The organism is Paenibacillus sp. FSL R5-0749 (assembly GCF_038595085.1).
In the GTDB taxonomy this organism is placed as follows: domain Bacteria; phylum Bacillota; class Bacilli; order Paenibacillales; family Paenibacillaceae; genus Paenibacillus.
The window spans coordinates 6,149,727-6,162,384 of sequence record NZ_CP152005.1 but is presented as its reverse complement, the minus strand read 5'-3'; the positions used below and the strand labels follow the sequence as shown (position 1 = coordinate 6,162,384).

Annotated in this window: 9 protein-coding genes; 3 read left to right on the top strand and 6 right to left on the bottom strand. The window is 41.5% G+C overall.

Features of this window, described 5'->3' with window-relative positions; translation table 11 throughout:
- Nucleotides 1-80 precede the first annotated feature (80 nt).
- Complete coding sequence (locus MKY85_RS27565) at nt 81-1,727, bottom strand: ABC transporter substrate-binding protein (protein ID WP_342571254.1); 1,647 nt, start codon at nt 1,725-1,727, stop codon at nt 81-83.
- Nucleotides 1,728-2,269: 542 nt separating this feature from the next.
- On the opposite strand from MKY85_RS27565, the gene MKY85_RS27560 reads away from it, so the two are divergent.
- The 3 genes from MKY85_RS27560 to MKY85_RS27550 all read left to right on the top strand — a co-directional run bounded on the left by MKY85_RS27560 (nt 2,270) and on the right by MKY85_RS27550 (nt 7,669).
- Nucleotides 2,270-3,259, top strand: coding sequence for a LacI family DNA-binding transcriptional regulator (locus MKY85_RS27560; RefSeq protein ID WP_342571253.1), 990 nt, complete (start codon nt 2,270-2,272; stop codon nt 3,257-3,259).
- 162 nt (nt 3,260-3,421) lie between these two features.
- Complete coding sequence (locus tag MKY85_RS27555; RefSeq protein WP_342571252.1) at nt 3,422-6,814, top strand: cellobiose phosphorylase; 3,393 nt, start codon at nt 3,422-3,424, stop codon at nt 6,812-6,814.
- A 231-nt stretch (nt 6,815-7,045) separates the two neighbouring features.
- The gene (locus tag MKY85_RS27550) at nt 7,046-7,669 is read left to right on the top strand and encodes a class I SAM-dependent methyltransferase (protein ID WP_342571251.1); all 624 of its coding nucleotides are present in this window, start codon (nt 7,046-7,048) and stop codon (nt 7,667-7,669) included.
- Nucleotides 7,670-7,746: 77 nt separating this feature from the next.
- Here MKY85_RS27550 and MKY85_RS27545 read toward each other — a convergent pair whose 3' ends face one another.
- The 5 genes from MKY85_RS27545 to MKY85_RS27525 all read right to left on the bottom strand — a co-directional run bounded on the left by MKY85_RS27545 (nt 7,747) and on the right by MKY85_RS27525 (nt 12,657).
- On the bottom strand, nt 7,747-8,973 hold the full coding sequence (locus tag MKY85_RS27545) for an MFS transporter (RefSeq protein WP_342571250.1): 1,227 nt from the start codon (nt 8,971-8,973) through the stop codon (nt 7,747-7,749).
- Nucleotides 8,974-9,066: 93 nt separating this feature from the next.
- On the bottom strand, nt 9,067-10,554 hold the full coding sequence (locus tag MKY85_RS27540) for an amino acid adenylation domain-containing protein (RefSeq protein WP_342571249.1): 1,488 nt from the start codon (nt 10,552-10,554) through the stop codon (nt 9,067-9,069).
- Between the two features lie 24 nt (nt 10,555-10,578).
- Entirely contained in the window at nt 10,579-11,334 is a 756-nt protein-coding gene (locus MKY85_RS27535; protein ID WP_342571248.1) for a HesA/MoeB/ThiF family protein, read from the bottom strand.
- A 26-nt stretch (nt 11,335-11,360) separates the two neighbouring features.
- Nucleotides 11,361-11,636, bottom strand: coding sequence for an acyl carrier protein (locus tag MKY85_RS27530; RefSeq protein WP_076332498.1), 276 nt, complete (start codon nt 11,634-11,636; stop codon nt 11,361-11,363).
- Complete coding sequence (locus MKY85_RS27525) at nt 11,626-12,657, bottom strand: hypothetical protein (RefSeq protein ID WP_342571247.1); 1,032 nt, start codon at nt 12,655-12,657, stop codon at nt 11,626-11,628. The genes MKY85_RS27530 and MKY85_RS27525 overlap by 11 nt, the downstream gene beginning before the upstream one ends.
- Between the last annotated feature and the right edge of the window lies 1 nt (nt 12,658).

Here is a 12,658-nt window from a genome sequence, read left to right as displayed (position 1 = left end):
TGATTATTATTCTCATTAATAACATAGAGGAAGACGTGAGTTTTGTACATGGACAACTATGATCACTATCGCATGGACAATTATGATGTTAGGTGATGCATGATATGCTGCAATTGCTTCATAACGGACAAAGGATCAAATCCGTAGAACGTGTCGGCATCGATCTCGTATACACGTCCTTCCCGAACGGCGGAGAGGGTACCCCAGAATTCCTGACTCAGCAGGTTATCCAGCTTTTCTCGCTCGGAGGGTTCCTCAGGGTAGGCAACAAACATGTGATCTGCTGCATACAAGTGAATCTCGGATAACGGAACATGAACGTACCCTGTCAGTAACTGCCCATCCTGCACCATCTGTGAGGGTGGGGTGAAACCAAGGGATTGATACAGCACATGGGAAGCTCTGCCCCAGCCATGACCATAGATATAAGCGCCGTCCTCTCCGATCATAAATATGCAAACGGCGGACCCGCGTGTTCCTTCCATCCATTGATCCAACGTATGATTGGCTTCTTGCTCAAGTTGATGATAACGATCTAATAACCCCCGTGCATTGGATTCAAGCCCGGTAACTCGTCCCAGATGAAGAAGCTGCTCCTGCCAATCGAGTTCCTCAAAGGGCATCAGAATGGTTGGGGCGATTACACGTAGTTCATCTGAACCGGGATGTGGTGCATATCCGATAATGACATCAGGATGAGCATTTACAATCAGCTCTGGATGTTTAACCAGCTCATATTCGGAATGCTGCTCAAATGTTTCATGACCCTCATGACCAGGTTCACCACATTTATCTTCCATCCAGCTTGCTACCGCTCCCATGTGAGGAGTGTGGCCCAGTGCCAGAAGTGAGGCTGTATAGTTGTAAGTCAACGATACAATCTTCTTGGGCATTTTCCGATAGTGAGTTGGTGCTGAGCCAACCATCTGTTTGAATTTTCGGCTTAGATAGAACGTGTCCCTGTAGCCTGTCAATTGTGCAATTTCCTGTAGCGTAGGATTCGCGATCAACAGATGCTCTTGGGCCATCCTGATTCTGAGACGAGTCACATATTCAACAAAAGTAAGACCAGTATGTTTCTTGAACTCCCTCGAGAAATGCTCGGGACTCACATTGGCATCTCGTGCCAATTGTTCGCGGGTCAGCGAATGTGTATACATCTGATGGATATGTCTGAGCACGTTATCGAGCCAGGAGTGATCTTCAGGAGCAGAGTGGGTCACATGATCTTGCAAGATGTCCAGTAACTCATAGAACAACATATGTGGCCTGAAAGGACTGGAATCCTGACCTTTCGAACAGGCTTGGACCAGTTCTACTGCCTTGTCAGCGAGATTGCGGCTCACAATGGGGGCTGGTAACCCGAAAGGCCAGGACAGATGATCATTTTCAGTGGAATCAAATGCAATCGCAATGCCCTGTATGGGCGACAGAGAGCCGCGCTTGTTCTCGTGCTGAAGCAGGTTTCCGGCTTGCCGAACGACTGCGGAGCCTGCATTTAATGTGAGTTTTCCCTCTGCACTAATTATCCTGGCCTGACCAGCGGTAACAACGTATAGTACATGAAGTGTGTTCCACATTTCATCTATACGGGAGAATGCCTCGCGGTCGTGAAGCCGCACCAGATGACACAGCTTGAACAGGGCAACCGGTACAGACTGAATCTTCTGCAAGTCAATGGAGCGGGACAGCGATTTTTGATGATACGTGGGCTTGGAATTATTCATTAGATAACTGTCTCCTTACATATATCAGCAGGGGCATAATTCGATTCATGCCCTTTGTATACTGGCGTAATTCTCGGATCTCGACTATTATGCAGTATATACTATAAATGAAGTGACGTGGATGGACAGATTGGACAATTCAACTTTTTCTCTGAAAAATGGACAAAGTGGTTGAAATCGCTATCAACACCGACTATAATGAAAATGTCGAAACGTTTCAATCTGGCGTTTACTGCCAGTTTCATTGCGTTAGGCATAAACTGTCCAGAGCGCGTCAGATTGAAAGACGTGTCATAACCATCACGAATGGTGTGGACAATGGTACGGACTGGAACGGGACACATTCAACCATGGTGCCGTAAGGATGGAGACAAGGATTTTTTTTGAGAACACCTCGAAACGTTTCGATTGACATCCATAGCTATGATATGTATAAAGATTAATAAACGATAATACAGGATGAAGTGGTTGTTCCAACCATGTATCGTATAAAATGTAGATAACCTTAGAATTTGTTCTAGTTTAGAAGGAGCGAACGTGGAATGGCAACGATTAAGGATGTGGCAAAGCTGGCAGGTGTAGCACTCTCGACTGCTTCCTATGCGCTGAGCGGGGATAGCAAGGTTAGTGCCAAGACCAAGGCTAAGGTGCTTGAGGCAGCACGAGAACTGAATTACCGCAAGAACGGCTTTGCCATGGACCTGAAGCGGAGCCGGACGAACACGATCGCTTTGATCCTGACCGATCTGTCGGGCCCGTATTACTCGGAGTTGATCCGTAGTGTACAGGATGTAGCCCTCACGAACGGGTATGACCTGATTGCGTGCAGCTCCATGGGTGGACGGGATTCAACCGCAGTGAGATTTTTGCGTGAAAAAAGAGTAGACGGAGCCATCATCCTGGCGCATAACATCCATGATGATATTCTGGTGGAATCTGCCGGACAGCGCTTTCCGATCATTGTGATGGATCGTCAACTGTCGAGTGACCATTTGGTCAACGTACTGGTGGATGGAGAGCAAGGCGGTTATCTTGCCACGCACCATCTGATCCAGTCTGGACATCAGAAGATTGCTTATATCAGTGGCCCATCCAACTCGTATGACAACGCACTCCGTTACCAAGGGTATCTGCGAGCGATGCGGGAAGCGGGACTTGAAGAAAAGTCCAAATGGCGTCTGAATGGCAACTTTGTGCGTGAGGGTGGATACAGTGCAACCAAGATGATGATGATGCAGGGCGATCTTCCCTCAGCGGTATTTTACGGTAACGATGAGATGGCCATTGGCGGCCTGAAAGCCTTGGAAGAGCGTGGTATATCGGTGCCAGATGACATTTCCGTGATCGGTTTTGATGATATTCAGTTGTCGGAATATGTTCGTCCACCGCTGACAACGATACGCCAGCCGAAGCATGAAGCCGGGTCGCTCGCCGGACATCTGTTATTCCAGATGCTCAATGGCGAAGCGGTTGACCCTTCATATACGTTAACGATTAATCTGATCGAGCGCAGCTCTGTACGTTCGGTTTAGGCCGAGTCTGACAACCAAGGAAATGCCTGCATGCTGAAGTGAAAGTTCAATGATGGGGTTATCGTCCGGACGGGCTGTAAAAGGCCGGTTTGAAGAGGCCCCTATTCTTTTTCAGATTTATCGAAACGTTTCGATTATATACTAATTCAAGGAGTGAACCCTATGACAACGATGATTAATGAACCGATCCGGTTGAATGCCGGGGAGTTATCCTTTACCTTTTTGAACAGTGGCGACCTATACCAGGCTACATCTGGTACAACAATGTTGAACCAGTTGCTCAGCAACCAGATTGATGGATCTCTGAACAACCTGTACCTGCGTGTACACGAGGGAGAGAACATCAGCTCGTTCCCGTTGCTCGGTGTACGTTCGAATAGCAAAGTAATTACAAGCAAAGCACAGTCCAACAACCAGTTGATCTGGGAGGGCACAGTCCAGCCGAAAGGCAGTGAACAGGGTATCGGCTATCAGGTCGTATTTACGGCTACACCACAAGGTGTTTGGTTCTGGGATGTGAAGCTCACAGGACAACAACAGAACGTAGACGTGGTATATGGACAGGATGTGGGTCTTGCTGACCCAGGGGCGGTACGCAGCAATGAAGCTTATCTGTCACAATACATTGACCATACGGTGTTCCAAGATGAAGCGAAAGGGTATGTGGTATGTTCCCGTCAAAACCAGCCTCAGGGCGGTGCATTTCCGTATATGCAACAAGGTTCCCTGACGAAAGCAATCGGTTATTCCACAGATGGATTCCAATTCTTCGGTCTGTCGTACAAGGAAACGAATCAACCAGAGAGCTTGAATCGCCCAACACTTGCGAATGAGACGTATCAGTATGAATTTGCCTATACCGCATTGCAATCGGAACTGCTGAATCTAAACGGAGAGGCTCAGGTGGTCTTCTATGGACTGGCGAAGCCTAATCATGCCGAAGGAATCTCTGCACTGGAATTCGGGGATGAAGTTACAGCAGCTTGGAATGAAGTACAGGCTCTCACTGTGGAAAATGGCGACGTGTTGGAACAGGTGAAACTGTCCTCCTTCCTGGGTGAACCTCTGGTAACGCTTGATCTGACGCAAGATGAGATTCATGATCTGTTCCCTGATCGTCATCAGGAAGAGCACAACGGTGAGGAATTGTTATCCTTCTTCACAGGCAGCTATGAGCATATCGTACTGAAAGCAAAAGAATTACTTGTGGAGCGTCCGCACGGTCACATTCTGATGAGTGGTGGCAACGTGCAACTTGGGGCACAGGTTATTACAACGACATCGTATATGTACGGTATTTTCAACTCACAGCTCGTTATTGGGAACACCAATTTTAATAAAATGATCAGTAATGCCCGTAATGCCTTGAACGTGCCGAAGACGGCAGGACAACGCATCTATGTGGAAATGGACGGACAATATCGCCTGCTGACAATGCCATCCCTGTTCGAGATTGGCTTCAACTATGCACGCTGGATCTACAAAACCGAATCCGACACGATCATCGTGACCAATTACACAGGTGCACATTCGACGGAAGTAAGCATGAACGTACGCTCCACAAGTGGTAAGGCATACCGTTACCTGGTAACGAACCAGATTACGATGAATGTGAATGAATACGAGTATCCGCTGCATATGACGCAGGATGGCGATACTTTGATCTTCAAAGCTGACCCACAAGCGATTAGTGCCGAAACGTATCCGGATCTGCAATACCGTATGTCGGTGGATGGCGCAGCTGTCAATGTAGGTGACGAGACGTTGCTGGCAAGTGGTATCCGCAGTGGTTCCGCATCGCTGGTTACACTTAGTCTGGAAGCGAGTACTGAATGGACGCTGAAGGTACAAGGGGTGTTGGAAGGTCAAGCGGATAGCGGCGCGGCAGCAAGCTCAAGTCTGACTTTTGAAGAGGAAGTGCAGGCATATCGCGAGTTCTTCGCAGGTGTGATGAACGGGTTCCGTTTGTCCCGTGGAGAAGGTCAGAGTGCAGAGGATCTGTTCAAAGTAAATGCGCTGGCTTGGTGGTACACCCACAACATGCTGGTTCACTACTCCGTGCCTCACGGTTTGGAGCAGTATGGCGGCGCGGCTTGGGGTACACGTGATGTATGCCAAGGTCCGGTGGAGTACTTTATGGCAACGCAAAAATATGAGCAAGTTCGCGATATCATTAAAATGGTCTATACTCACCAATACGAAGATGATGGCAACTGGCCGCAATGGTTCATGTTTGATAAATACTTTGCAATTCAACAGGAAGAAAGCCATGGCGATATCATCGTATGGCCGCTGAAAGTGCTGGCGGATTATCTGACAGCAACTCGCGATTATGCAATCCTGGATGAGAAAGTACCATATACCGTTAAACATAGCTTCGGCTTCACGGAAGAGACGGCAACGGTACTGGATCACGCGAAAAAAGAGATCGAATATATCCGTTCGCACTTCCTGCACGATACGTTCCTGTCTTCCTACGGAGATGGAGACTGGGATGATACGCTCCAACCAGCCAATGCACAGCTGAAGCAATACATGGTGAGCAGTTGGACTGTGGCATTGACGTATCAGTCCGTGAATGTGCTCTCGCAAGCGCTGAAATTCAAGGATGCAGACTTTGCGAAGGAGCTTGACGTACTCGCACAAGGCATTCGTGAGGACTTTAACCGTTACATGCTGGGCACAGATGTGATTCCGGGCTTTGTGTACATGGAAGAAGCCGACCAAGCGAAGCTGATGCTTCATCCAACGGACACAGAGACAGGCATTCAATATCGCCTGTTGCCAATGACGCGCAGCATGATCGGTGAATTGCTGAATGCGGAGCAAGCAGAATCGCATTACGCATTGATCCGTGAACAGTTCCTGTGCCCGGATGGCGTGCGTCTGATGAATCGTCCGGCTCAATATGCTGGCGGTGTAAGCACACACTTCAAACGTGCAGAGCAAGCATCCAACTTCGGACGTGAGATTGGTTTGCAATATGTACACGCCCATATCCGTTACGTGGAAGCGATGGCGAAGCTTGGCAAGACAGATCAGGTGTGGAATGGTCTTGCGATGATCAACCCGGTTGGCATCGGAGAGGTTGTGCCTAACGCGGAGATTCGTCAAGCGAACTCGTACTTCAGTAGTTCCGACGGCAAGTTCAATACGCGTTACGAGGCACAGGAGCATTTCGACCAGCTTCGTAAAGGGACTGTACAAGTGAAAGGCGGATGGAGAATCTACTCCAGCGGCCCTGGAATCTACATGAACCAGCTGATCTCCAATGCGCTTGGCATTCGTCAAGAGGGCGGCGATCTGGTCATTGACCCGGTATTGCCAGCTGAGCTGAACGGCATGCAATTCGAATTCGAGTATGCAGGTGAGCCAGTGACGTTTATCTATCACTTGAACGAAGGTGCTGTGAGTCGTGTAGCGGTGAATGGCAAGGACATTCGTACCGAGCGTACAGCGAACCGTTACCGTCAGGGCGGGGTTTGCATCTCGCTTGATGAGTTCAGACAGGCACGCAGTGCGACTGAGCGCACAATCGTTGATATTTATATGTAATACTATGTAAGTTGTAAAGGTGATCTATCCCTATACGATCTATCTTAAAATGCATCCTTTAGAATGCTCATTGGATTCTTCTTTATCCAATGAGATACTGGGGGTGCTTTTTATATTTTTTGTATTAGATAACAAAGGTAAACAATTCTTTTTTGTAGAATTATATTTTAGTATTAATCTATTGCAGTTTAGTTCATGGTTGTAAAATTCCATCACAAGGGGGGATCGTTAATGGGGTCTTATTGGGAAGATAGATTTGAAATGGAAGGAAGAATTTGGGGAGATTTACCTAGTGAAATGGCATTTAAGGCAATATTACTTTATAAGCAGTTTAATATAAAAAAAGTACTCGTTTTAGGAGCGGGATATGGGCGGAATACCAAGGAACTATCTAACTTTTTTGATGTAGATGGAATTGAAATTTCGTCAACTGCCATCAAACTTGCACGGGAATTTGATACTAAATCTAACTTTATTCATGCTTCCATATTTGATATTGAATTAGAAGAGAGATATGACGCTATATTCTGTTACAATCTTCTTCATTTATTCAAGCAGAACGAACGAGATTTAATCATAAACAAATGTATTGAACTTCTTAATGACAATGGAGTAAGCTTTTTTTCTGTATTTTCAGACGAGGATAGCAACAATGGAAAAGGAAATCAGATTGAACCGTGTACATATGAATATAAAAAAGGGAAGTATGCTCATTTTTTTACGGAGGATGATTTAATGGAGCACTTCAAACACTTTACCATTTTGGAGACTGGCCATCTCAAAGAGCAACTTTTTTATACACATCAGAGTAGCACGTGGATTAGCTTAAGATATATTAGTACTCTCAAGAAATAATTTAAGATGTGGCTATCACTTGAAAAATAATAGCTAAAAGGATGGCATTATAATACAGTGCCATCCTTTTAAAGTAATCAAAAAGAATTATTGTGCTCGATTTTGGTTGTATTTCTTTCGAATTTAATACGATAAAATACAGTACCGATCAAAGTTAAAAAAACCATGGTAACGAAAAGCCCCGATCCACCAAGCTGATTCAATAAAAAACCACCTAGAATTGGTCCTATGAATTTTCCGAAATACAAGAATGATTGAGCACCGTAGTATGTACCTCTTAGATGATCTGGTGCTATTCTGTCTACCATAGCACTGGCAGCAGGGAAATATAGAATTTCTCCTACTGTGAATACAAATATAGATATAAGAAGAAATACTAAATTAGGGGAAAAGCAAAAGCCAATATATCCGATTGATATGAATATATTACCTAAAATAATCGCAAACAGAGAACCTTTACTTTCAATCCATGAAGTTAAAGGTATTTGGAAAATTACTACTAATAGTGCATTAAGGCTCAGCATGATTGCATAAAACTCAATACCATTCACGAAACTTTGATTTAAGTATTGTGGAAGAGTTGAATCTAATTGAGAGTAAGCAATAGTCACAATAATACCACCGATCAACAATCTGCGAAAATACGAATCTCTCATTATAACTTTCGCAGCTGATACAATCGTAACAATTTCTTTCTTCGTCTTATTGATCTCACTTATATTAAATAAGCGTAATAGGAGAGATAATGAAACGGCATACAGAATATAAAACAATCCAGTAAATAAGAACGCTACTGAACTTTCCTCAAGAGCGATGTAAGCTCCCAATAATGGTCCAATTGTTACCCCTACATTTATAGCGAGATACCTCATAGAAAAAATACGAATTCTTTTTTCACTGGGCGCAAGATCAGACATCAACGCTTGAGCCACCGGCTCAAAAAAAGTGCGACATAGTCCATTAAGAATATTTAGGATTAAGAAAATTAAAGTAGCATGCGTGTAGAAAAAACCAATAAAGACAAGTCCCCATATATAAAGAGCCAGTAACATGATCCTTTTACGTCCAAACTGATCAGACAATACACCACCAAAAAAGCCACCAAAAGCACTTGATAATGCTCCTGCACCAACAATGAGACCAATCAAAATTGGGTTTAAATCGGTTTCTTTACTTAGATAAATAGCTAAAAATGGGATACTCATAGCATTAGCTGCTCTAGCAAGTGCTGTACCAATCAAGAGTATATAGATCATAGGGTGGAATCCTCTTAAATCAAGCAAGCTTTTCTTAATAGAATTCATCAAGTCGTTCCACCTTTTTAGTAAACTTTTTATGTTAATGTGTTCGCATTTGTAGGGAACTATAGTGTGGTTGTTTAGGCAGAAGGATTCCTTTTAAAAGGGTGAGTGTAATTTGGATTTATCAACTTTCCCACTGAAATTTAATGGGAATTTATAAAGTCTGATTAGATGATTGGGAACCATATAACCGGGCAGGTATGAGCTTAGAAATTCCTTTACATGAATATTATTAATGGCTTCATCAGACAAGTAATAAGCGCATAGATGATCTTGATTTTGAGAGTCCTTAACTACTTTTACACACGCATCTAATATTTCAGGATATGTTTTTAGATAATATTCAATTTCACCTATTTCAATACGATAACCTCTAATTTTTATCTGATCATCAATTCTACCTAAATAGATTAAATCATTGTTGTTAGTTAGCTTGGCCTGATCGCCTGTTCTATACAAACGTTTACCTAAAGCTTCGCAGAATATAAACTTTTTATTGGTCATTTCGTCGTTATTTAAGTATCCGATTGCTAAGTTAATTCCAGCAATACATAATTCACCAGTCTGCCCAGCTGGTAACTCGTTCAGGTTGGCATCCATGACATAAGCTTCACAGTTTTGTATAGCCTTGCCGATAGGTATGGATTCGATTTCTTCCATATTAGTTCTCTTCCATAAAGTAGCACATATCGTGGTTTCTGTAGGTCCATAAGCATTCACGTACTCAAATTTAGACCATTTTTTTACTAGGTCTGAAGAAATTTGCGAACCAGCCGTAATTACCGTTTTTATATGTTCTATGTTAGAAGGATTAAGGTATGCGAGATAAGCTGGTCCAAGGGTTAATATGGATATTTTGTTGATATTCAGATAATTTTCAAAATGTCTAGGATTCATAATAATATTTTGTGGGACAATGTGCAGACTAGCTCCTGTAAAAAAAGCCATAAATATCTCCCAGATTGAAGCATCAAAAGATATACTCGCAAATTGCAGTACTCTATCATGCTGCTTTATATCTAAATCATTTGTAAATACAGATGTTAAATTACTTAAACCTTCATGTTTTGTTACTACCCCCTTAGGTTTTCCTGTTGAACCAGAAGTATAGATAATATAAGCGGGATCAGATTTTTCGATATCCACTAAAGATAAATCACTATATTGGGGGAGTTTTAATATATCATCAATAACAATCAAACTATTTGTTCTATTCTTATAATTAACCTCTAATTTTCGGGATGTTAAAATATGCACTGCTTCACTGTCTTTAAGCATATATTCGATTCTTGCAATTGGAAGAGAAGGGTCGATCGGTAAAAAGACCCCACCAATTCTGAGAATAGCCAGCATTGCAGTAACAGTTTCTACAGAGCGCTCATGAATAATGGCGATCACTTCATTCTTTTCAAAATGATGTTTTGTTTTTAGCCAATGTGCCAGGTTATTCACAGTTCTATCAAGATCATTATAAGTTAAGAAATTATTTTCATCTTTAATTGCCAATTTACTTGAATTATTTTTTGATATTTCCTGAAACAAAAGATTAACATTGGAAGCAGCTGGGGTATGAATTTCTTTCACATATAGTTTCCTTTCTTTGATGTATTATTTATGAGAACATATAGGACAATCGGGATTCTTTTTAATATCAATTTTTCTTATTGTTGTAGACAATAGATCGAAATAGATCAATTTGTTAGTAAGAGGTTCACCAATTTTCAGTAGATACTTAATTGTTTCTGTGGCTTGAAGAACTCCGACCAAACCTGGAGTCATGCCAATAACACCAAACTCTTGTTTTTTTACGTCAACGGGCAATTCAGGATATAGGCATCGATAACAAGGTCCTTTTCCAGGTTCAATGAGCATGATCTGTCCTTCGAAATGAAAGATACTTCCTTCAATTAATGGTGTCCCAAGCTCTACGCATATATCATTTAACATATATCTAGTTTCTAAATTATCTACAGCGTTAACGACAATATCGAATTCTGAGACAATATGGAGAGCATTTTCTCTTACAAGTCTATCTCTTGAGATATCGATTGAAATATTTGGGTTAAGTTCGCTCAACGTTTGTTTAGCTGATTCCGCCTTGTTTTGATTGATATTTGTGTACCCATGAAGGACTTGTCTATTCAAATTAGTTAGTTCAACATTGTCATTATCATAAACTTTAATGTGACCAATACCTGCGGCTGCCAAGTACAGGAGTAAGGGAGAACCAATACCTCCTGCTCCAATGACTAATACTTTTGATTGTTTAAGAATTTTTTGGCCTTCTTCTCCAATTTCCGGCAATATTAATTGTCTTCTATAACGCAGTTTCTCTTTTTCTGTTAGTGAGTTAATTGTTGTCATTTAAATCTAGGCCCCTTCGGCGTTTATTATATTTCATAAAATCCAACAAAATTACTTTCATTCTCTCTTAGTAATTTTAAAAGACCTTCTATACTACTAATTGAAGCAGGGTCGAATTGCTCGTAATCAAACTCAATTTGTAGTTGCTCCTCAAGTTTCATTACAAGTGATATTGTGGACATAGAATCAAACCCCAACTGATTTAGAGGAGTACATATATACTGTTCGAAATTATTCTCAACTTCTTTCAGTACATCCTCTGGAATAAGCCCGTGAAGAAGGTTCATCACATTATTTTTCATAATTATCTCCCTCTATCAATGCTCTTAAGACCACTAATAACGATTCTTGTAAATGACTAATATTCAAAATTAATTTATCTAGGGACTTAAGGTACAAATCAAGCGATTTTTGGCCGGGCTTTTGTACAACTACACTTGAAAAAAATTGAAGTTTATTAAGACAATCATTGATATTGTAAACTTGAAATTCAAAAACACTACTTATTTCTGTTGTTATATGAATTTTTGAGTGTATTATATGCTTGACTAGTTGTAAAAGAGGATGAATTTTACTTTTTATCTGCTTACTCAAAATTTGTTGGTCAATTTTTGTGATAGATGCAGTTAGAAACCGAGAAGTGTGTTCTTCAATGAATTTTTTTAGATCATGTAGTCCAGATTGCGAGCATGGAATCCTTATTGAGTTTTTTTCTATACCCTCCTCATTAATCTTCAACCCATAAAGATTGAGAAAGATAAACTTTATATTCTCAATTATATTATTATTTTTCAATCTATTCAGTACTTCAGAATACTCATATGCTGATAGTTCTACTAGGTTGTTATCAATATAAAGCTTTGTTTTGAAAGTTTCTAAATTCATACATTTCCTAGCAGTTTGATTAGCTTCGTTGATATGAGTATAAACAATTTGTTCATCATGAATATCTTCGATGAATACGGTGGTATAGTAAGTGGAATTATCCAGATGTTTCATTTCCATAGTCAATGATACAAAGTTATTCTGAGCGAATAGTTTATAGAGAAGTTCTATTACTTCCGTTACTTCTACTAAATGTACTTGTCTAATATACTTGTTTAGAAACTCCTCTAGCCCATTAACCAAAGGCAAAAACGGCTCGCCTGAAGTATTAAAAGTCCACCCTACAAACCTATCCAAATAAAGAAGTGGGTAGCTCTCTAATTGATATACTTGTGTAAATAGATAGTGATACGTTCGCTCATAACATACATACCCTAGAGCTTCTTCAACATATTCTTGAGGAAGAACTCTCGAATTTAATATTTTTGAATTGCTCATA

What these genes read in the sequence shown, in the direction of transcription:
- MKY85_RS27565 (WP_342571254.1), bottom strand. Translation starts at nt 1,727, where the DNA reads ATGAATAATTCCAAGCCCACGTATCATCAAAAATCGCTGTCCCGCTCC.
- MKY85_RS27560 (WP_342571253.1), top strand. Translation starts at nt 2,270, where the DNA reads ATGGCAACGATTAAGGATGTGGCAAAGCTGGCAGGTGTAGCACTCTCG.
- MKY85_RS27555 (WP_342571252.1), top strand. Translation starts at nt 3,422, where the DNA reads ATGACAACGATGATTAATGAACCGATCCGGTTGAATGCCGGGGAGTTA.
- MKY85_RS27550 (WP_342571251.1), top strand. Translation starts at nt 7,046, where the DNA reads ATGGGGTCTTATTGGGAAGATAGATTTGAAATGGAAGGAAGAATTTGG.
- MKY85_RS27545 (WP_342571250.1), bottom strand. Translation starts at nt 8,973, where the DNA reads ATGAATTCTATTAAGAAAAGCTTGCTTGATTTAAGAGGATTCCACCCT.
- MKY85_RS27535 (WP_342571248.1), bottom strand. Translation starts at nt 11,334, where the DNA reads ATGACAACAATTAACTCACTAACAGAAAAAGAGAAACTGCGTTATAGA.
- MKY85_RS27530 (WP_076332498.1), bottom strand. Translation starts at nt 11,636, where the DNA reads ATGAAAAATAATGTGATGAACCTTCTTCACGGGCTTATTCCAGAGGAT.
- MKY85_RS27525 (WP_342571247.1), bottom strand. Translation starts at nt 12,657, where the DNA reads ATGAGCAATTCAAAAATATTAAATTCGAGAGTTCTTCCTCAAGAATAT.